The organism is Hyphomonas sp. ske169 (genome assembly GCF_056850855.1).
The window spans coordinates 3,137,008-3,156,141 of record NZ_CP096146.1; the positions used below are offsets into that span (position 1 = coordinate 3,137,008).

General features: G+C 56.5%; 21 protein-coding genes and 1 tRNA gene. 15 read left to right on the top strand and 7 right to left on the bottom strand.

Features of this window, described 5'->3' with window-relative positions; genetic code table 11:
• Positions 1-2: 2 nt before the first annotated feature.
• On the top strand, positions 3-635 hold the full coding sequence (locus tag MY069_RS15340) for a GNAT family N-acetyltransferase (protein ID WP_482794661.1): 633 nt from the start codon (positions 3-5) through the stop codon (positions 633-635).
• On the opposite strand, the gene MY069_RS15345 is transcribed toward MY069_RS15340, so the two are convergent.
• Complete coding sequence (locus MY069_RS15345; protein WP_482794662.1) at positions 625-1,566, bottom strand: isopenicillin N synthase family dioxygenase; 942 nt, start codon at positions 1,564-1,566, stop codon at positions 625-627. The two genes, MY069_RS15340 and MY069_RS15345, sit on opposite strands and share 11 nt — an antisense overlap.
• Positions 1,567-1,649: 83 nt before the next feature.
• Positions 1,650-2,438 (bottom strand): hypothetical protein, encoded by a 789-nt coding sequence (locus MY069_RS15350; protein WP_482794663.1) that lies wholly within the window; start codon positions 2,436-2,438, stop codon positions 1,650-1,652.
• 131 nt (positions 2,439-2,569) lie between these two features.
• On the opposite strand from MY069_RS15350, the gene MY069_RS15355 reads away from it, so the two are divergent.
• From MY069_RS15355 to MY069_RS15375, 5 genes are all read left to right on the top strand, one after another.
• Positions 2,570-3,658 (top strand): class I SAM-dependent methyltransferase, encoded by a 1,089-nt coding sequence (locus MY069_RS15355; protein WP_482794664.1) that lies wholly within the window; start codon positions 2,570-2,572, stop codon positions 3,656-3,658.
• A gap of 9 nt (positions 3,659-3,667) precedes the next feature.
• Positions 3,668-4,480: an SDR family NAD(P)-dependent oxidoreductase gene (locus MY069_RS15360; protein WP_482794665.1), complete on the top strand. Its 813-nt coding sequence runs from the start codon at positions 3,668-3,670 to the stop codon at positions 4,478-4,480.
• A gap of 65 nt (positions 4,481-4,545) precedes the next feature.
• Positions 4,546-4,854, top strand: coding sequence for a YggT family protein (locus tag MY069_RS15365; protein ID WP_482794666.1), 309 nt, complete (start codon positions 4,546-4,548; stop codon positions 4,852-4,854).
• An 82-nt stretch (positions 4,855-4,936) separates the two neighbouring features.
• Positions 4,937-5,824: a bifunctional 5,10-methylenetetrahydrofolate dehydrogenase/5,10-methenyltetrahydrofolate cyclohydrolase gene (locus tag MY069_RS15370; RefSeq protein ID WP_482794667.1), complete on the top strand. Its 888-nt coding sequence runs from the start codon at positions 4,937-4,939 to the stop codon at positions 5,822-5,824.
• Complete coding sequence (locus MY069_RS15375; protein ID WP_482794668.1) at positions 5,821-6,072, top strand: HNH endonuclease; 252 nt, start codon at positions 5,821-5,823, stop codon at positions 6,070-6,072. Before MY069_RS15370 ends, MY069_RS15375 begins: the two co-directional genes overlap by 4 nt.
• Here MY069_RS15375 and cysE read toward each other — a convergent pair whose 3' ends face one another.
• Positions 6,073-6,882, bottom strand: coding sequence for a serine O-acetyltransferase (gene cysE, locus MY069_RS15380; protein WP_482794669.1), 810 nt, complete (start codon positions 6,880-6,882; stop codon positions 6,073-6,075). It lies immediately after the preceding gene.
• Positions 6,883-6,958: 76 nt separating this feature from the next.
• Positions 6,959-7,555, bottom strand: a complete 597-nt coding sequence (locus MY069_RS15385; RefSeq protein WP_482794670.1) for a PilZ domain-containing protein — start codon at positions 7,553-7,555, stop codon at positions 6,959-6,961.
• Between the two features lie 138 nt (positions 7,556-7,693).
• On the opposite strand from MY069_RS15385, the gene MY069_RS15390 reads away from it, so the two are divergent.
• Positions 7,694-9,337 carry a choline dehydrogenase gene (locus tag MY069_RS15390; RefSeq protein ID WP_482794671.1) on the top strand — a complete coding sequence of 548 codons (1,644 nt, stop codon included), beginning with the start codon at positions 7,694-7,696 and terminating at the stop codon, positions 9,335-9,337.
• Here the strand turns inward: MY069_RS15390 and MY069_RS15395 are convergent.
• On the bottom strand, positions 9,334-9,861 hold the full coding sequence (locus MY069_RS15395) for a hypothetical protein (protein ID WP_482794672.1): 528 nt from the start codon (positions 9,859-9,861) through the stop codon (positions 9,334-9,336). The two genes, MY069_RS15390 and MY069_RS15395, sit on opposite strands and share 4 nt — an antisense overlap.
• 77 nt (positions 9,862-9,938) lie before the next feature.
• Here MY069_RS15395 and MY069_RS15400 point away from each other — a divergent pair, with 77 nt between their 5' ends.
• The 3 genes from MY069_RS15400 (at position 9,939) to MY069_RS15410 (ending at position 11,440) form a co-directional block, all read left to right on the top strand.
• Positions 9,939-10,715 carry an enoyl-CoA hydratase-related protein gene (locus tag MY069_RS15400; RefSeq protein WP_482796720.1) on the top strand — a complete coding sequence of 259 codons (777 nt, stop codon included), beginning with the start codon at positions 9,939-9,941 and terminating at the stop codon, positions 10,713-10,715.
• 70 nt (positions 10,716-10,785) lie between these two features.
• Positions 10,786-11,118 carry a hypothetical protein gene (locus MY069_RS15405; protein ID WP_482794673.1) on the top strand — a complete coding sequence of 111 codons (333 nt, stop codon included), beginning with the start codon at positions 10,786-10,788 and terminating at the stop codon, positions 11,116-11,118.
• Between the two features lie 109 nt (positions 11,119-11,227).
• Entirely contained in the window at positions 11,228-11,440 is a 213-nt protein-coding gene (locus MY069_RS15410) for a DUF3126 family protein (protein WP_482794674.1), read from the top strand.
• A gap of 161 nt (positions 11,441-11,601) precedes the next feature.
• On the opposite strand, the gene MY069_RS15415 is transcribed toward MY069_RS15410, so the two are convergent.
• A tRNA-Thr gene (locus MY069_RS15415) sits at positions 11,602-11,677 on the bottom strand.
• Positions 11,678-11,820: 143 nt separating this feature from the next.
• Here MY069_RS15415 and MY069_RS15420 point away from each other — a divergent pair.
• Entirely contained in the window at positions 11,821-12,276 is a 456-nt protein-coding gene (locus MY069_RS15420) for a hypothetical protein (RefSeq protein ID WP_482794675.1), read from the top strand.
• A gap of 121 nt (positions 12,277-12,397) precedes the next feature.
• On the opposite strand, the gene MY069_RS15425 is transcribed toward MY069_RS15420, so the two are convergent.
• Positions 12,398-12,865 (bottom strand): DUF1761 domain-containing protein, encoded by a 468-nt coding sequence (locus MY069_RS15425; RefSeq protein ID WP_482794676.1) that lies wholly within the window; start codon positions 12,863-12,865, stop codon positions 12,398-12,400.
• A gap of 98 nt (positions 12,866-12,963) precedes the next feature.
• Here MY069_RS15425 and metG point away from each other — a divergent pair, with 98 nt between their 5' ends.
• From metG to MY069_RS15445, 4 genes are all read left to right on the top strand, one after another.
• Entirely contained in the window at positions 12,964-14,694 is a 1,731-nt protein-coding gene (gene metG, locus MY069_RS15430; RefSeq protein WP_482794677.1) for a methionine--tRNA ligase, read from the top strand.
• Between the two features lie 3 nt (positions 14,695-14,697).
• The gene (locus MY069_RS15435) at positions 14,698-15,324 is read left to right on the top strand and encodes a hypothetical protein (RefSeq protein WP_482794678.1); all 627 of its coding nucleotides are present in this window, start codon (positions 14,698-14,700) and stop codon (positions 15,322-15,324) included.
• A 114-nt stretch (positions 15,325-15,438) separates the two neighbouring features.
• On the top strand, positions 15,439-17,355 hold the full coding sequence (locus MY069_RS15440; protein WP_482794679.1) for a beta-ketoacyl synthase: 1,917 nt from the start codon (positions 15,439-15,441) through the stop codon (positions 17,353-17,355).
• 104 nt (positions 17,356-17,459) lie between these two features.
• Positions 17,460-19,112, top strand: coding sequence for a hypothetical protein (locus MY069_RS15445; protein WP_482794680.1), 1,653 nt, complete (start codon positions 17,460-17,462; stop codon positions 19,110-19,112).
• The last annotated feature ends 22 nt before the right edge of the window (positions 19,113-19,134 follow it).

Genomic DNA, 19,134 nt, shown 5'->3' on the forward strand with positions numbered 1-19,134 from the left:
GCATGGGCGAGCTGCCTCTCACGCGCAACAAAACGAGGCCTGAACATGAGGCGGCGATCCGAGATGCCGTCCGCAGCGTCGACTTCGTGCCTGGTCCACCCTCCACGGCTCGGCTTGCGAGCCTGTCTGATGCCGAAGCGCTGTACGAATTCTTGAGCGATCCTGAAATCCACGGGCCAATCTATACGCTGCCGCGCCCACTGACTGTGGAGACCGTTGGCGGTTTCATCGAACAGAAATTTGAGGAACGGGCACGCGGTGAAGGTCTATTATTCGTGCGGTTCAACGACGCAGATGAAGTGATCGGGTATTCCGATTTTGAGGTCTGGCCAGAATGGGGCGCGGGCGATTTGGGCGGTGCCTTACGAAAGGATCAGCAAGGCCAAGGGGCAGGGCTTCGCGGCCTGATCTCCAGTTTCACTTGGATGTTTGAGGCGTTAAAGCTCGATCTGATCTTTGCCACTGGCGCGCTTGATAATGTGCGCACCGGGCACATGATGGAACGCGTTGGCATGGTGCACAAAGGCGAGGTCACCAGCCAGCGTCCGGACGGCACCACGCGCCAATCTAATGTTTGGGAAATTGAGCGAGCCGCCTGGTTTGAACGGCATGGCAATCCAGACGCTAAGTCTTGATCAACCCAATCTCGCGTAAGCGCTCCATCAAATAGTCTTGCGCAGTGATCGGTGGTTCTGCCTTGCCACCTTCGTCCAAACATTGCGGCAGGGCTTCGATCATTACGTCTTGATTGAAGTGTAGAAAAAACGGCGTCGAATAGCGCGGAAAGCGTGACCGTTCTGGCGATGGGTTCAGCACGCGGTGCGTGGTTGAAGGCAAAACCCCGCCGGTCAAACGCTGCAACATATCTCCGCAATTGATCACGAGTGATCCTGCGGGTGGATTCACGTCGAGCCATTCGCCAGATCTGTGCAGCGCTTGAAGACCTGCCTCTTCTGCGCCCAGTAAGAGCGTGATGACATTAATGTCTTCATGTGCGCCAGCGCGAACCGTGCCTTTTGGCGGCGGGTTGTCTTGCGGCGGATAGTGGAGGAGGCGCAGGATCGAATTGCCAAACTGAACTTTGTCGTCAAACCAGGTCTCAGGCAGGCCGAGGTGAAGCGCGACCGCTCGCAAAAGCTGCGCGCCGAATTCGTCCATAGCGTCGTAAAAATCGCGCGTGGCTTCATCAAACTCAGCGACTTCCGGAACCGCGGGTGTTTGCTTCATCGTCGCGCGATACGGGCTGTCCTCAGGCAGGGCGCGACCGGTGTGCCAGAACTCTTTTAGATCGGCAGAGGCGGCGCCTTTGGCATTTTCAGTGCCGAACGGCGTATAACCGCGTTGGCGGCCGCCGGGCGCATCATGGTATTTTTCTTTGACGTCTTCGGGCAGTTCGAAAAAAGCTTTTGACGCGTTCACGGCGCGGTCAATCACGCCTTGAAGGATCGGATGATCGCTGATCACCGCAAAACCAGTTTCCCGGAAGGACCGTCCTAGAGCGTCTGCGAACGCAGCTTTGTTCTCAGGCCATTGCGTAAAAGAGATGGGCTTAAAATATTCAGTCATGGCGCTGTCATAAGGCCAGCAAAAAAATAGGGGAAGTGCGGAACTTCCCCTATTTGTGTTTTCAATCGGTTCTGTTGACGCGTTTAATAGCCTGGGATCGGCTCTGGCATCTGCCAACGGCCATCATCGGTTTTGCAAACTTCCACTGGCTCGCGAATGACTGTGCCGTCTGGAAGACGGGTTTCACGGCGGACCGTTGTGCACTCACCCGCGCCGTTTACGCTGTCCGGCGCGCCCGAAAGCTCATAGTCACCGTCCGTGGGATAAGCCGGTACACTTGGATAAGCGGGGTTGCTTGGATAGGCGGCCGAAACAGGCTGCGAGGCCGGTAGGCGCTGTGATTGCGGCACTTCGGGGTTTTCCCAAGCTGGGCCGGTTGGAGAACGCGTTGGCGCGTATTGGCTGCCCCATCCGCCCGCATTGCGATACTGGCCAGAGGGTTCATAGCTGTAGGTCCGGGCGCAATTGGTCGAATCGCCTGCGACTTCACTGCCAATTGCGGCGCCAAGCAGGCCACCAACCAGCGCGCCAGCGATTTCAGCGCCATCATCGCCGCGATCGTGATAATAACCGCGCCGATAACCACGATAGCCGCGGTGGCCCCTGTAACCTCGATATCCGCGATGCCCGCGATAGCGGTGATAGCCATTGTCGGGCTCGAGCTCGCCGCCAATCGCCGCGCCAATCAGGCCGCCTGCGACTGCGCCGACCAAGCCGCCCGCTAGGCGATCGCTATCTTTTTGACGCTCACATGCGGCGCTCGCAATGGTTGGTTGCGGGCTGTGATAGCCGCGATAATGATCGTGATCGGCATGTGCGGCCGGGGCGAGGCAAAAAGCCGACGCCGCGAGAAAGAGGCTGGTTCGGATCATAAAAGGATCTCCAGTTTTTTAGGCGCACCCGCCCATTATTCGTATCTTGCAATATCGTTGCCTGAACCAGTCTGAACGGAACCTGAAGCCTGCGACGCGCATTGCACTGGACGATCAGGGTCGCCAGCGCCATGTTAGGGCCCATGGGATTGTTTGATACGGCAATGAAGACGGCAGGCCGGGCGCGATACACCGCAGCGCAAGGCTTACGCTCAGCCTGGTATGGCGGGCAATATGCGCTCGCACGGCGACGCTCAGCTGGGTTTAACCGACCAGGTGAGCCGATCTTTAAGCCTGAAAACAAGCCGAATCTGAAAGCGTTGCGCAAAGCCTATTTTGACTTGTTTCGGCAGGATCGCGCCAATGTTGAGGCTGGTCTTTACCCTGACCCTGTTGAGCGAGAACTTCGCCTGCGCGATTTGCCAAAAGCGGTGAGGCGGGCGCGGAGTTTCTTGAATGATGTTTCCGAGGTTGACCGCCGCCGCCTCGACCGCGATGGCACCGAAGTCCGCACGAATGAAGCGGCGGATCCAAAACGGTTCCCGGCCTATTATCGCCAGAACTTCCACTATCAAACCGATGGATGGCTCAGTGAGGACAGTGCCGAGATCTATGATCATCAGGTGGAGGCGCTGTTCACTGGCGCAGGCGACGCGATGCGCCGGGCTGCGCTGGCTGAGTTAGTGAAACAGGTTCGCGGCAACGATCAACGCAAAATGCAGGTTTTAGACTTAGCTTGCGGGACAGGCCGCTTCATGAGCCAAATCATGACCGCCATGCCGAAGCTCCAGCTGACAGGCCTCGATCTTTCTCCACCTTATGCTGAGGCGGCGCGCAAACATGTCCGGTGCTGGCCACATGTTGAGGTGGCTGAAGGAAAGGCCGAAGCGCTACCGTTTGATGATCAGTCCTTCGATCACCTGATTTCGATCTATCTGTTCCATGAACTGCCGCCCCGCGTGCGCCCGCAAGTCATCGCCGAAGCCGCGCGGGTACTGAAACCGGGCGGAACCTTCATCATCGCTGACAGTCTACAATTCGGTGACAATGAAGGCGTGGACGGCTTTTTGGAATATTTCCCCGAAGGCTTTCACGAGCCTTATTATAAAGGCTATTTAAACTGGGCGTTTGACCCACACATGGAACAAGCCGGCTTCACTGCAGAACGCTTGCAATTGGCGTTTCTGACCAAAGTCAGAGTATGGCGGAAAGACGATTAGGAGGCCCCAATGACAGATCGAAAACTCATGCTCATCACGGGCGCCTCGGCGGGCATTGGCGAAGAGTTTGCCAAACAATATGCTGCGTTAGGATGGGATGTTGCGCTGACAGCGAGACGAGCCGATCGGCTCGAAAAGCTGGCGCGTGACTTGGAGGAAAAATATAAAGTCTCCACCATCGTCATCTCTCAAGATCTGTCGCGCGCGAACAGCGTTGATACGATTCTGAAAGAGGTCAAAGAAGCAGGCCGGCATGTTGATGGTGTCGTCAATAACGCTGGCTATGGTCTGCCTGGAACGTTCTTCAATACGAAATGGAAGGACCAAGCGGCCTTCTTGCGTGTACTCTACACCGCGCCGATTGAGCTCACCCATAAAGTGCTCCCGGGCATGGCTGAACGCGGATTTGGCCGGATCATCAATGTCGCATCCTTGGCCGGGTTCACGCCAGGCTCAAACGGTCACACGCTCTATGCAAGCGTGAAGTCGGGCATGATTAAGTTCTCCGAAAGCATCAATGCCGAAGCGAAAGCTGCTGGACATGATGATGTCCATTGTACCGCGCTGTGCCCGGGCTTCACCTGGTCTGAGTTCCACGATGTGAACGGCACGCGCGAGCGCAGCAATGAAATGCCAGACTGGATGTGGATGGAAGCCGAGCCTGTGGTCGAAGCCGGGATCGATGCCTGTGAACGCGGGTACCCAGTGGTTGTGCCAGGCGCCGTCAATAAGGGCCTTGCAGCGCTCAGCAAAGTCTTACCAGATCCGCTAGGACGCATGGTCATGGACCGCCAATCCCGACGCTTCCGCAATACGGAATAGCTGTCACCTTGCGGGCGGCGATGAACCGCTCTACCTGAGGTTCAAACAATAACGGAGTCTGAGCTTTGCAAGACCTGCTCGCTGCCCTTCACGGCTATTTCATTTCCCCCATCCTCACGATCTATTTCTTTCTTCTTTTGGCATATGTCATTCTTGGTTGGCTTATGGTGGGCGGTGTGGTCGACAATCGCAATCAGACCGTGCGATCGATTTATCAGTTCTTGTTCCAGATAATCGAACCCGTGGCGCGACCGATCCGTCGTTTCATTCCACCGCTCGGAAACTTGGACCTGTCGATCCTGGTGATCGCTCTGGCCATTCCATTCTTGCGTGACTGGGCCATTCCGCGGTTCATTTTGGCGATCCCGTTTTAAGAAATTCCCGTCCAGCTGGTGACGAATCTCGCGTCTCGCCCTATGGCGTGGCGCAGAAGCGCTGATGGGAGTTTTTGAGGCAATGCCAGCACAAGTCATCTCAGGCAAAGAGGTCGCGGCGGATGTCCGCGCCAGCGTCAAAGCGACCGTAGAAACGCTGCCGGACCAGCCTACACTCGCGGTTGTCTTGGTCGGTGAGGACACGGCCAGCCAAGTCTGTGTCCGCAACAAGGTCCGCCAGACTGAAGAATGCGGCATGCGCTCGCTGCACCATCAATTGCCTAAGGACGCAACGCAGTATGAGGTCGAGAACTTGATATCTGACCTCAACGCAAACCCTGATGTCGATGGCATTCTCCTTCAATTGCCGCTGCCAAAGGGTCTCGATGAAGCCGCGGCCATCGAAAAAATTGATCCCGCGAAAGATGTCGATGGCCTGACTGAGGCGAGCGCGGGACGTCTAAGCCTCGGGAAGCCTGGCTTGCGACCTTGCACGCCGACCGGCTGCGTGATCCTAGCCAAGCGCGCGCTGGGCGAGGACCTCTCTGGCAAGCATGTGGTCGTGATCGGGCGCTCGATCTTGGTCGGTAAACCAGCGGCTTTACTGTTCTTGGCTGAGAATTGCACGATCTCAATCGCGCATTCGCGAACCGCCGATCTGCCAGCGCTGTGCCGCACGGCGGACATAGTGGTGCCTGCCGTTGGACGCCCGGAAATGGTCAAGGGCGATTGGCTGAAACCTGGTGCCTGCGTCATCGATGTGGGCATCAATCGTGTGCCCGCGCCTGAGAAAGGCGAGGGGAAAACGAAACTGGTTGGGGACGCCGACTATAAAAGCTGCGCCGAAGTGGCGGGATCGATTACACCCGTGCCCGGCGGCGTCGGGCCGATGACGATTGCTTGCTTGTTGCAGAACACAGTGCTCGCGGCCTGCGCGCGGCGCGGCTGGGATGTGCCGGAGGGGCTTTGAGCCAGCCGTATAAACTCTCTGCCAACGCGCATATTGAGCAGCTTTGGCGCGATCAAAAAGGCCTCTGCGCGCGCTGTGGCACCCCGATGCTAAAGAACCGATTTGAAGCACCGCATGCGCAGGTCTGGGCCAAGCGTCGGGCGACGTTGGATCACGTTATTCCGGTCTCGAAAGGCGGCACCGACATGGCTGAGAACCTGCAGCTGCTGCATGCCCGCTGCAATAAAATTAAAGGCAATCGCCTCTAATTATTTCTGGATGTCGTCCGGGATGGCTTGATCCATGCTCCGGGCGGGTTCGCAGCATGGGCCGCCGACCTGCTGAGCTGGTACGCCGGCCACTGTGCATTGTGCCGGAACATCTTTGAGTACGACCGAGCCAGCAGCCACTTTGGCTTCGTCGCCAACACGGATATTGCCGAGCACTTTCGCACCCACTGAAAGCAAAACGCCATTGCCAATTTTTGGATGGCGGTCGCCAATCTCTTTGCCTGTCCCGCCGAGCGTTACGCCGTGCAGAAGCGAGCAATTGTCGCCAACAATGGCCGTCTCACCGATGGTGATGTCTGTCGCGTGATCGAGCATCACGCCTTTGCCCATCGTCGCCGCCGGGTGGATATCGACGGCAAACAGTTCGCTGGCGCGTGATTGAAAGTGGAAGGCGAGGGTTTCGCGGCCTTGTTTCCAGAGATGGTTAGCGATGCGGTGGGTTTGCAGCGCCAGAAAACCTTTGAAAAAGAGGAAGGGCTGCAACATGCCGCGGCAAGCGGGATCGCGCTCGAGGGTGGCCTGCATATCGGCTTCTGCGGCTTCGACCAGCTTATGATTGGCATCATAGGCATTGGCAATCACTTGCCGAACTTGTTGCGCGCGCATTTCGGGACCAGCGATTTTCTCAGCTAGGTGAAACGCGAGCGCTTGGCAAATGGTCTCGTGGCTGAGAATGGCCGCATCAATATAGCTCGCCATGGTCGGCTCATCAGCGGCGGCAGCGCGGGCCTCAAAACGCAGGCGTGTCCAGACTGGGGGCCGGGCGCCAATATCCGGATTATATTCCATGAACCCGATCCTCCTCGAGGCGTGTGAGCTTACATGGCGCCCACGCCATCAGACTTCAAGTAAAAGCTGCGGTGAGCTAATCTTTCTTGGTGTGGAGAAAGCGAATTGCAAACTCGCCTGTAATCGCGCGAACGACGGCGCCGCGGAGCGATCCAACGCGAACATGTTCGCCGACAATCGGAACCGGTCCGTCAAATTCAAACGCAGCGCCTGTGAGCGAAATATCGATGACACGGCATTGCAATTGGCTGCCATTGGCGCGAGTGATCAGTGCCGGGCCACCTGTCGCTTTACGCGGTGCGGCACGTTCGTCCGCGAGACCATATTTCTCATAGTTGAGAAGCCAAACCAAGCGATCAGCGAGCTTATCGGTCTTATGCTGCGGGCTTTGGAATCGTACCGCAAATCCGTTTTCGGTCTTGCGCATTACTTCACCCGCGACCCGGCCGAGTTCGTCGAAATAGCAAATAATTTTTGCGCCAATGCTCGGAACCGCAGCAGCCTCTAATTTCGCGCTGCCGCAAGAGATGTCTTCGGTCAAAAACGTATGATCCGCGCCGTCGCACATAAATCGCCCACTCAGCCGCAACTCAACACGCTGATGCCGCCGTCGATCGGGCTTTTGGCGGACATTCGGTTGGTCGCGATCATCTTTGCGAATGGGTAAATTCATAAACGCACTCATCAACGTGCGCGATTGCGCGCACCGGTCTGATTTCATTGACAATACGCAGTTTGGGTTCACAAATGGTTGATAGCGAATCCAATCTTTTAGTATTGGCAGAGAAATAATGACCCCTGGGGAAGTATAATGGCCGAAAAAAAGGGTTTTGATTACATCATTGTAGGTGCTGGAAGCGCTGGCTGTGTCTTAGCAAATCGACTGAGCGAAGACCCAAATGTTTCCGTCTGCCTGATCGAAGCGGGCAAAAAGGATAAATCGCTACTGGTTCGTATGCCTGCCGGGGTTGGCGGTCTGATTAAGCAAGAAAACCCGCACAATTGGGGGTTTTGGACGATGCCACAAAAACACATGGATGACCGCAAACTCTATTGGCCGCGCGGACGCGGCTGGGGCGGATCATCCTCGATCAATGGCATGATCTATATTCGCGGTCATGCGCGCGATTATGATCAATGGCGGCAGTCCGGGCTCACCGGCTGGGGCTATGCCGATGTCCTGCCTTATTTCCGCAAATCTGAAACCTATGAAGGCGGTGCAGATGATTTCCATGGCGGGGAGGGCCCGCTTAATGTCAGCGACAGCCCGCTTGAAGACAGCTTGTATGACATGTTCGTGCGCGCGGGTGTCGAGGCCGGTTACCCAGAAACCAAAGACTTTAATGGCGCGCAGCAAGAGGGGTTTGGCCCCTATCAGCGCACCATCCATGAAGGCGAGCGCTGGAGCGCATCCTTTGCCTATTTGCGCCCGATTGAGGGGCAGAGGCCCAATCTCACCGTAATGTCGACGGCCTTGGTGTCGCGCGTGGTGTTCCGAGGCGGCAAGACTTATGGCGTCGAAGTGGTCGCCAAGAAAGGCGCCGAGCCAGAAACCTTGCACGCTAATGAAGAAGTCATCCTGTGCGCTGGAGCGGTGCAGTCTCCGCAGATCTTGCAACTCTCCGGCATCGGACCAGCGGACGACATTCGAAAAGCTGGGATCACATGCGTGTTCGACAGCAAGAATACAGGCGCGAACTTGCAAGATCATCTAGACGTCACTGTGATCCACGAAATGACGCAAAAAGCCTCTGCCTATTCAAAACAGGCGGGGCTCAAAAAGCTGGCGGTCGGGATCAAATACTTGATGTCCAAATCGGGGCCAGGGGCGGACAATTTCTTACAAGCCGGCGCGTTTCTGAAAACCCGAGAAGGCTTGGATCGGCCAGACATTCAGCTACATCTGGTCAATGCGATGATGCGCGATCATGGCAATTACGATTATAAGCGAGACGGGTTCACCATTCACTCATGCCAATTGCGCCCTGAAAGTCGCGGCACAGTGATGGTCACCAGCGACGATCCGTTCGAGCATCCGGCGATTGATCCAAACTATCTCGCCACCGAAGGCGATCGCATCACGATGCGCGAGTCGGTGAAAATGATGCGCGAGATTGTCGGGCAGGCCGCCTTGTCACCGCTGCGCGGTGCCGAAGCTCTACCCGGCGCAGATGTGCAAACTGACGAGCAAATCGACACATTCATCCGCACCTTTGGCGAGACGATTTATCATCCGGTCGGCACGGTTGCGATGGGTATCCACGATGAAGACCCGGTTGATGGCGAGTTGCGTGTGCGCGGCGTTGATGGTTTGCGGGTGGTCGATGCCTCAGTGATGCCCACCCTGATTGGCGGCAATACGAATGCGCCGACCATCATGGTTGCTGAGAAAGCTGCCGATATGATTAGAGGAATCGCACCGATGACGCCGGAAGAGGTTGAAATCGCCGCTTAGTCGCGTTTCCAAATCATCTTAGCGTGCGCGTCCGCGTCTGGTTTCAATCCCATCCAGGCCAGCTGACCGGTGCGCGCATTGACGATCACGCACCGACCGCGCTCAGCCAAAACAGTCGATAGGCTGGCTCGCAACTCAACAATCGTTTGGGGCGAAGACAGGATAAAACTGCCAGGCATAAGCTCAGAGAATGTGCCGACCTCGTTCAAGAATGAGATCACCGCGCGGCGGCCATCGCCATCAGTTTGGACGGTGATGAAATAATTCGACGGCTCGGTATTTTGCTCGGGCTTAGGCGCCTCGGGACGAGCTTGGAAAAATGGCATCAGCTCGGCATGCGCCCGTGCCAGCAAAAAAGCCCCGCCATCGCCATTCGCCACTTTTGACGTCTCGCTCAAGCGGCCCTCATCGGCGAAGGCTTGCAATTGTCCAAATGTGTAGGGCCCATAGACCACGTCTTCGACCATGATCCGCCAAATCGGGGGATCAATCGATGATAGATCGAGCGCATTCTTATCCGGCATGTCGCCACGTCATCCTTGATTCGGTGCCTGCAGACCATAGCCTAGACCGAAATCAGATTTTCCGGGAGGTCAGCATGATCGAGAGCGAATTCGTAAACACCAAAATTGAAGGCAATATTCTGGTGGTTGAAATCAACCGTCCGGAAAAAATGAACGCGCTGCATCCGCCAGCCAATCGCGATTTGGGTGAGATTTTCGACAAGTTCGCAGCTGATAAAGACCTTTGGGTTGCCATCATTACTGGGGCAGGGGATCGCGCCTTTAGTGCTGGCAACGATCTCCGCTATCAGGCCGAGGGCGGCGAAATGTTCCCCGTTCCGAGCGGCTTTGGCGGCCTGACCAATCGCTATGACATGTTCAAGCCGGTAATTGCTGCGGTCAACGGCGTTGCCATGGGCGGCGGGTTTGAAATCGCGCTTGCTTGCGACTTGATCATCGCCTCAGACAATGCGCGATTTGCCTTGCCGGAACCAAAAGTTGGCCTCGCAGCGCTTGCCGGCGGCCTGCACCGTCTGCCGCGTCAGATCGGTCTAAAACGCGCTATGGGCATGATGCTCACCGGCCGCCACGTCTTCGCGGAAGAGGGTAAAGAGCTCGGCTTCGTCAATGAGGTCGTGCCGCAAGCTGAACTGATGGATGCGGCGATGAAATGGGCTGGCATGATCACCGAATGCTCGCCATCTTCGGTTCGCACAACCAAAGAAGTCGCGATGAAGGGGCTCGATACCGCGAACTTCCAAGAGGCCTTTTCGCAAAAATATGACGCGATCGGCCGAATGGTCAAAGGCCCTGACTTTATTGAAGGACCGCTGGCGTTCTCGCAAAAGCGCAAGCCGAACTGGAGCGGCGAGTAAAACATTTGCGTTTTACGTCAGAGCGTCATCTCGGTATGGTTCGCGGTATAAACCATAAGGGGTGAGTGAAATGTGGATCCTATTCCGGGCGCTATCGAACGCGTCGGCCAAAATTCTGGCGACGTTTTTCATGGTTCTAATCTTGATGATGCTGGGCGTGCTGTTCGTCCCTAGCGCCTTCAATGGCGTCAATGATTTCGCCAATTACCTCGCCAATTTGGATATGATCCGTAATCCAAATCTCGGCGATCAAGGGATCGCGGTGTTTCGGGTCTTTATCAATGAAGCGGCGATTTTCGGGATTTTGATGACGCTCATCGCGCGGGTGGTCGTGGAGCTGATTTGGTGGGGCTCGGCCAAGCTTTGGGGCTTGGTGAACCCCCCAGACGAGGCGGCAAGCTGAGCAAGGCTTAACCGCAATTCACAGTCTATACTGCTCAATTATTGCTTGCCCCGTTTGCACAGGCGTCACATGCCGCTATGTCGTGGCGAGAAGAATTTAGGAGTGAGCCATGGGCCGCGAAGAAGTGCTACGCCTCGAGGCGTATCTGAAAGAAAAACTCAATCCCGGCCTGCGCCTGATCGCGCGCAAAGAGACCGATGATTCCGTCGAAGTCTATCTCGGTGCGGAATTCCTGGCGGTCGTCTATAAAGACGTCGACGATGGCGAAACGAGTTATGCGCTTAACATGACGGTGCTGTCAGAAGATATCGGCGCCGACTAAAAGGCCCCGAATTCGACGATACTCTATGGACCGCCCAGGGCCGATGCGCTGGGCGGTTTATTGTGTCTGGCGTCTGCGTCCAGGGCGCGCGCAAACTTCGAACGGGTGCAAAACCGATAATCAACGGGCAAAACTGAGAAGGCAGATAATTCAGGTAGAAATGGTGCCCCCACACGGACTCGAACCGCGGACCTACGGATTACAAATCCGTTGCTCTACCAGCTGAGCTATAGCGGCACTGGCGGGTCGTTTATAATGAGCCATCGCAAAGCGCAAGCCGTCATTACAAGATCATGCAGTTGCCACATTTCATCCTGATCCGGGCATGATTTCGCCCCGCGCTCCGCGTTTCCTGTTCACACGCAAGATGGGAGCTGAAAATGATCAAGACCCTTACCAGCCTGAGCATAGTCGCCGCCGCAGCGGGCCTGGCGAATGCGCAGCCTTTGCCGGCGCCGCCAACTGAGAAATATTCCCCCGCCGAAGAGGCGTCCTGCGACGCCCAGGTGCTGAACGTTTACTTCAATTCGGGCGAAAGTGACCTGAACGCAGCCTCGATGGCGGTCTTAGAGGCCGCGCAAGAGCAGCTCGATGGCTGCATTCTTGGACCGGTCTCACTGCAAGCCAATGCACCCGACGCAAAGACCCAAAGCCAAGCTGAGCAATTGGCGCAGGCGCGCTTGGACGCGGTCACAGATGCGCTTGCATCGCATGAATTGACCGGAACCCGGGTGAATGCGCGGTTTGAGGCCCCAGCGTCACAGGCGGTATCGAATGCGCCAATGACCCGGAATGTGGAAGTCCGCCTGTCGGCCTGGGCGCCGCAGATCGGATAGGGCGTCCAAAAAGAGTTTCCTCCCAGATGCTCCTCACTCTCCCACGGGAGCATTTAAACTAAACCCCCGGATCGGTCTGATCCGGGGGCTTTTTAATGGTGGGTCTTACAGATCCACGGGTCTAGTCGAAGAAAGATAAGACCGCGCAGGCAGCTATGATGGTTGCGACGGTGTGGCTGCCATCAACGAAAAAGCCCATCAGCGAGCCGTATGGCGTGTAGACCGTGTCATAAGCAATCAGCGGCAATCCGATCAATAGGCTGATCCAAAGTCCGAACAGGACCGCGGTGCCCAGCTTTGTGATGTTCTTTTGCTTCATATGCCAGCCGAGCCCAAAGCTGAGCACGAGTGACAGCACGAAACCGGCCAACATGATCATCGGATCCGGCGCAGCATCCGCGACAACGGTTTGAAGCCCATCCGCGGCAAGCCATTGCATATAGCTTTTGGTTTCATCGGTGAAGAATAGACCGTTCGCAGCCATCCATGGCTCGGTGAATAATAGCCCGTACCAAATGAACCCGATAAAAAACATGGCGACGGCTGCGAGCAGCACGCCGAGTAGATTTACGCTTGCAATTTTTGGCATTGTTCCCTCCTTAAGGATGTTTCCTTTATCCCATCACGCGATTAGACAGGCCGAAATCTCTGGCCGACTCAATCTAACGCTAGGGAAAGCTTAGAGGAATGAAACTCGTGAGTAAACGACGCATCCTGATCACCTCGGCCTTGCCGTATATCAACGGTATCAAGCATTTGGGGAATCTCGCGGGGTCGCAATTGCCTGCCGATGTATATGCGCGGTTCCAACGCCTACGCGGCAATGATGTCCTTTATATATGCGCGACGGATGAGCATGGCACGCCGGCTGAACTCGCCGCCCAAGAGATGGGGATCAGTCCGCAAGAGTATTGCGACCACTATCACGAGAAGCAAAAGGCGCTCGGGGAGGGGTTCACGCTGTCTTTTGATTGGTTCGGGCGTTCCTCCAGCGATGAGAATAAGGCGCTGACGCAACACTTCGCACGCGTGCTTGAGGAGAAGGGCCTGATCGAAGAACGGGTCTCGAAACAAGTCTGTAGTGTGGATGATGGTCGCTTTCTGCCTGACCGCTATGTCGAGGGCACGTGTCCGCATTGCGGCTATGAGAAAGCTCGGGGTGACCAATGCGATAATTGTGGGCGATTGCTCGACCCAGTCGATCTGATTGATCCGTATTCTTCGGTGTCTGGCGGGACGAATATTGAGATCCGCGACACGGCGCATCTCTTCCTGCTGCAATCGAAAATGCAGGACGCGATCCGTGAATGGGTCGAGGCGTCGAAAGACTGGCCGAACCTGGCGCGATCAATCGCTTTGAAATGGCTAGACGAGGGCCTCCGCGATCGGGCAATTACGCGCGACTTGAAATGGGGCGTTCCCGTGCTGGGGGCGGACGGCAATCCGCGTCCGGGATTTGAGGACAAAGTCTTCTATGTCTGGTTCGACGCGCCGGTCGAGTATATCGCGGCGACCGATGAATGGGCGAAGGCGAATGGCGGCGATTGGGAAAGCTGGTGGCGCAAAGATAAGGGCGCAGACCACGTCGAGTATGTTCAGTTCATGGGCAAAGACAATGTCGCGTTCCACACTGTCTCTTTCCCGGTCACGATATTCGGATCGGATGAACCTTGGAAAACCGTCGATAAGCTGAAGGCCTTCAATTGGGTGACGTGGTATGGCGGGAAATTCTCGACCAGCCAAAAGCGCGGCGTGTTTATGGACCAAGCGCTTGATTTACTGCCAGCGGATTATTGGCGCTGGTATCTGATGGCAAACGCGCCGGAAGGTTCCGATGCGGCCTTTACCTGGGAAGGATTCCAAGCCTCGATTAATTCCGACCTTGCCAATGTGCTCGGTAATTTCGTCAACCGGATCACCAAATATACTGTCAGCAAGTTTGATGGCGTGTTGCCGGACACCGGAACGCCCGGCGAAGACGAAGCCTGGATGGCGGGTGAGCTGAAAGCCAGCCTCGAACGGATCTCTGAACATTATGAGGCGATGGAGTTTCGAAAAGCCGCTGCTGAAACGCGCGCGCTTTGGGCCGCTGGGAACGAATATCTCACGCGCGCCGAGCCTTGGGTGAAGTATAAGAATGATGTCGACGCCGCCGCTGTCGGTGTTCGGACAGGGCTCAATCTAGTCGTGCTGTTTGCGATCGTCGCCCAGCCGCTGATCCCGAATACAGCCAAGAGCATTCTCGACACGCTCGGCATTCCAGAAGGCAATCGCAATTGGCCATCCCCGGAAGATACAGGTCTGCTCGACGCGCTGCCCCACGGGCTTCCGATTCAAGCGCCACCTGTTCTGTTCCAGAAGATCGAAGACGCCATGGTCGAAGAATGGACCGAGCGGTTCGGCGGCGAAGAGAGTTGATCCATGCCCCTGCAAAACCGCGTTGATCCTTTTGGCTTGATCCATGCGGTGCCGGAGCGGGGCACGCTGATGGGCAATCGCGGCGGGTGTTTTCACACAGAAGAGAGGACGCTCAAGCCAACCCAATGGAAAACGCGGCAGTGGATTACGTGTGTCTTGGAATTTAAGGAGCGCCAGCGCGCGCTGATGGCCGAACGATCCTACACCGAACTGTTCTTTCTCGACGAAGTCACCTCGTTCGCGGCTGGCCATCGGCCCTGCTATGAGTGCCGCTATTCGGACGCAAAACGGTTTCGCGCAGCTTTGGTGCGCTCTGGTGTGTTTCGCTACCGGCCTAAGGCTTCTGATTTGAGTGACGCCATCGCGGGTGAAATCCAAGCCGTATTGAAAGGCAAATCCGAGCGGGAATCGGTGCAGGTCGCGGCGCTTCCAGATGGTGCGATGTTCACCACCGGCGCCGCCCCATTCCTGAAATGGCGAGGGCAGGCCTATCCGTGGAGATTTTCAGGATACGGTCCACCCACCGATCTGCCAGAGCACGGTATTCGCTTAACACCTCATATCACCTGCCAAGCACTCGCACACGGATATGAGCCAAACCTGCACGAATCTGTCCGCGTCGAGCAGTGATCAACTTATAATATAAAGCCGGTTGCGTTTCGCGCCTGATGTGAACACTCTCCGGCGTTCAATGCGCGATTCTAATGAGCCGTCGCGCGATCAATAAAAACAGGAGTAGATTGGATGCGGCTACCAGTCATTGTGAGCATGGGCGGCGTCAACGCAGCGGGACGAACCTCGGGGTTTCAGAGCTTCCGGCGGATGATCATCGAAACGCTATCATCTGAAGAGCGCCAGAACACGATTGCGGGTCTCGCGGTTATGATGGGGCTGGTCGAGACCGATGATGGCGCAACCTATCGTACGAAAGACGGCGCCGACCTGAGCGCGTCGGACGTCGCTGAGCGGTTTGAAGCCGAGGTGCTCGAAGGAACCCTTGTGCGCCGGGTGGAAGCCAGCCATTTCGATGTCGATGCGCTTTACTGGCAATCCAATGCGACGTTGCAAGGCGATGAGCGGGGGAATGGGGCACCGCTGGAATTTGTGATCGCAAATGATCGTCTGCCAAGGCCTATTCCAGAGGGTTGGACGGTCGAGCCGCAAGGTGAGGCCAATTCGCGCGTTACCGTGAATGATGGGCTCGATGTAAAGTTCAACAACACACGTGAGTTTCCGATCAAAGCCGCAGGCCAGCTGCCGAGCGGTTTTGAAATGGCGAGCCTGTACAATTCTCGCTTTCAGCCGCGCGGGTTGCAAATGGCCCTGTTTGGCGCCACCGACGCGTTGCGCGCGATGGGGATCGATTGGGATACGGTGCTTGAGCACATCAATCCTGATGAGGTCGGTGTCTATTCGTCCAGTGGCTTCGGCCAAATGGACAAGGAAGGCTATGGCGGTATGCATCAAGCCCGCTTGAAGGGCGAGCGGGTTACCACCAAAGCTCTGGTGATGGGCATCAACTCCATGCCGACCGATTTCATCAATGCCTATGTCCTGTCCAATGTCGGCATTGCCAGCAGTTCGGTCGCGGCGTGTGCGACTTTTCTTTCGAATTTGCGGCATGCGGTTTCGGATCTTCAAGCCGGAAAGATCCGTGTTGCCATGGTCGGCAATAGCGAGGCGCCAATAGGACCTGAGCTGATGGATGGCTTCGGCACAATGGGCGCGCTTGCGAGCGACGATAACATGATCAAGACCTATGGCTCTGAGGAGATCGATTATCGTCGCGCCAGCCGTCCGTTTGGCAAGAATTGCGGTTTCACAATTGGCGAGTCGAGCCAATATTTCATTCTGATGGATGACGCGCTGGCGATGGAGCTCGGCGCGCCTTGCCTAGGCTCGATCACCGATGTTTTCATCGATGCGGACGGTACCAAGAAATCGATCACGGCGCCGGGGCCTGGTAACCATATTAGTATGGCGAAAGCCGTGGCAGCGGCGACGGCGGTGGTCGGCAAAGAGACGATCCGCGACAAAAGCATGGTCTTGGCGCACGGCTCTAGCACGCCGCAAAACCGGGTTTCGGAGTCGCAAATTTTCGATCAAGTCGCCGAAGCCTTTGGGATCGAAGACTGGCCGGTGATCGCGGTGAAAGCCTTCCTCGGGCACACGATCGCGCCTGCTAGCGGCGATCAGCTGGCAGCGGCGCTTGGCTGTTTCAAATATGGTGTCCTGCCGGGGATCCCGACCATCGATGCGGTCGCTGATGATGTCTATCAAGACCGCCTCAGCCTTGGCCCAGATCACCAATCGCGCGAGCCGGACGATATTGAAGTGGCCATTCTCAACTCGAAGGGCTTTGGCGGCAATAATGCGTCAGCGGTTGTGCTCTCGCCAACCCGAACCGAGGCGATGCTTGAGAAGCGCTATGGTGCTGAGGCGATTGAAGCCTATCGAAGCAGGCGCGAGGCGAGCCTCGCAGCATCGAACGCGTATATCGAAAATGCCGATCGCGGCGATTATGCGCCGATCTATCGCTTTGGCGAGGCGCAGATTACGGAAGACGATATCGAGATCAGTGAGACGGCGGTCAAAGTGCGTGGTCTCGCAAACCCAATCACGCTTCCCACCGGCAATCCATTTGCGGACATGACGGACTAGGTATTCGCTCATCCTTCACTCTTTCTTCACTCTGGGGAAGGGGGCTCAATAAATTGACAGTGCAGAGGCCGGGTCGCAGATTGCCGAAAAACGGGAGGTTGCGCATGCGCGGTCTATTTTCTTTGCTTTGTGCGAGCGCTCTGCTTGCGGCCTGCAATTCTGGATCTGATGGCGAGGTCGCTGATCCGGCTCCAGCGGTTCAAAGCTCGGATCCTGCGCCTGAGGCCGTCTTAGAAACCCTTGCAACCGGCGCGAATATATCCGGCGCCAATGGCATTCATTTTGGTCCAGATGGGCTTCTCTATGTCACCTCCGTGATTGGGTCCGATCTTACGGTTCTCGATCCGGAGACAGGTGAGAAGGTCAAACGCTTTACGGCCGAAGATGGCGTATTCGGGCCCGACGATGTCGCCTTTGCGCCAGACGGGTCTTATTACTGGACGTCAATCCTAACCGGCGAAGTGGCGGGCTTTACGCCAGACGGCGAGAAAGTGGTGGCGGCGCGCATCCCGCCTGGGGCCAATCCGGTCACCTTCTCTGACGGTGGTCGTTTATTTGTCTCGCAATGTTTCCTCGGATCGACTTTGTATGAGTTGGATCCCAAGGGCGAAGAGGCGCCACGCGTAATCGCAGATGATCTTGGGCCGGGATGTGGGCTCAATGGCATGGATTGGGGGCCAGATGGCCGCCTTTATGGTCCGCGGTGGTTTGTTGGTGAGGTTGTGAGTTTCGACGTCGATACGGGCGAGCGCCGAGTCGAGGCAACCGGATTTAACGTTCCTGCAGCGGTCAAGTTTGACAGCGAGGGCCGGTTACATGTGCTCGACACGGGAACGGGCGAAGTCGTCCGCGTCACTGGCGACAGCAAAGAAATTGTCGGTACGCTTGTTCCTGGCCTCGACAATTTTGCGTTCGATGCGTCCGACACCCTGTTTGTGTCGAGCTATGCGGATGGTTTTGTCAAACGTCAGAACGAGGACGGCACGTTCACCGACCTGCAGCCTGGCGGTATTTCACATCCAGGTGGGGTTGCTGTGATTGGAGACACGGTTTGGGTCGCCGATGCTCAATCCTTGCGCGGATTTGATCGCCAGACCGGTGAAGAAACCGATACACAGAGAAATATCGTTGGGGTCAGCGAGCTGGGAGGCACCCTGAACGTTGCGCGCGACGGTGACAATCTCATTCTCAGCTCTTGGTTTGATGCCGATGTCCGGGTCTGGGATCCAGAAACCCAAACCCGCTTGATGCATATCCCAAATTTGGCGGGGCCTGCATCCGCGGTGCGCTATCAAGGTGAGCTGGCGATTGCGGAACATCTGAAAGGCAGTGTGACCTCGTTTAGCGAGGAGACCAGCTCGGTGATCGCGAGCGACCTCACCGCTCCGACGGCGCTGGTGGTCGATGGCGATGATCTCTATGTGAGCGATCGAACCGACGGCCAAATTCTGTTGATTGCGCAGGATGGTAAAGCCCTAGAGACTCCAAGTGTTGTCGTAGATGAGCTCGCCAATCCGGAAGGGTTTTTGGTCACAGAGCGCGGTTTTGTCATCGTTGAAGCGGAAGCTTCTCGCATTCTCCATGTCAGCCATGAGGGGGAGCGCCGTGAGATTGCAACCTTCCCGGCAGGCACGCCTGGCTTACCCGGATTGCCGCCATCGCAAATCTTCAATGGCATCGCCATGGATGATGAGGGCACACTGTTTGTGACCGGAGAGCATGATCGCGTGCTCTATCGCATCAAAGCGCCGTGGTAGGATTTGAGCGCGGTTGATCCCC

Excerpts from the sequence above, each read along its gene's own strand:
- MY069_RS15405 (WP_482794673.1), top strand. The coding sequence starts at position 10,786 with ATGTGGATCCTATTCCGGGCGCTATCGAACGCGTCGGCCAAAATTCTG.
- MY069_RS15345 (WP_482794662.1), bottom strand. The coding sequence starts at position 1,566 with ATGACTGAATATTTTAAGCCCATCTCTTTTACGCAATGGCCTGAGAAC.
- MY069_RS15390 (WP_482794671.1), top strand. The coding sequence starts at position 7,694 with ATGGCCGAAAAAAAGGGTTTTGATTACATCATTGTAGGTGCTGGAAGC.
- MY069_RS15425 (WP_482794676.1), bottom strand. The coding sequence starts at position 12,865 with ATGCCAAAAATTGCAAGCGTAAATCTACTCGGCGTGCTGCTCGCAGCC.
- MY069_RS15355 (WP_482794664.1), top strand. The coding sequence starts at position 2,570 with ATGTTAGGGCCCATGGGATTGTTTGATACGGCAATGAAGACGGCAGGC.
- MY069_RS15410 (WP_482794674.1), top strand. The coding sequence starts at position 11,228 with ATGGGCCGCGAAGAAGTGCTACGCCTCGAGGCGTATCTGAAAGAAAAA.
- MY069_RS15420 (WP_482794675.1), top strand. The coding sequence starts at position 11,821 with ATGATCAAGACCCTTACCAGCCTGAGCATAGTCGCCGCCGCAGCGGGC.
- metG (WP_482794677.1), top strand. The coding sequence starts at position 12,964 with ATGAAACTCGTGAGTAAACGACGCATCCTGATCACCTCGGCCTTGCCG.
- MY069_RS15370 (WP_482794667.1), top strand. The coding sequence starts at position 4,937 with ATGCCAGCACAAGTCATCTCAGGCAAAGAGGTCGCGGCGGATGTCCGC.
- MY069_RS15385 (WP_482794670.1), bottom strand. The coding sequence starts at position 7,555 with ATGAATTTACCCATTCGCAAAGATGATCGCGACCAACCGAATGTCCGC.
- MY069_RS15350 (WP_482794663.1), bottom strand. The coding sequence starts at position 2,438 with ATGATCCGAACCAGCCTCTTTCTCGCGGCGTCGGCTTTTTGCCTCGCC.
- MY069_RS15360 (WP_482794665.1), top strand. The coding sequence starts at position 3,668 with ATGACAGATCGAAAACTCATGCTCATCACGGGCGCCTCGGCGGGCATT.
- cysE (WP_482794669.1), bottom strand. The coding sequence starts at position 6,882 with ATGGAATATAATCCGGATATTGGCGCCCGGCCCCCAGTCTGGACACGC.
- MY069_RS15395 (WP_482794672.1), bottom strand. The coding sequence starts at position 9,861 with ATGCCGGATAAGAATGCGCTCGATCTATCATCGATTGATCCCCCGATT.
- MY069_RS15435 (WP_482794678.1), top strand. The coding sequence starts at position 14,698 with ATGCCCCTGCAAAACCGCGTTGATCCTTTTGGCTTGATCCATGCGGTG.
- MY069_RS15445 (WP_482794680.1), top strand. The coding sequence starts at position 17,460 with ATGCGCGGTCTATTTTCTTTGCTTTGTGCGAGCGCTCTGCTTGCGGCC.
- MY069_RS15440 (WP_482794679.1), top strand. The coding sequence starts at position 15,439 with ATGCGGCTACCAGTCATTGTGAGCATGGGCGGCGTCAACGCAGCGGGA.
- MY069_RS15340 (WP_482794661.1), top strand. The coding sequence starts at position 3 with ATGGGCGAGCTGCCTCTCACGCGCAACAAAACGAGGCCTGAACATGAG.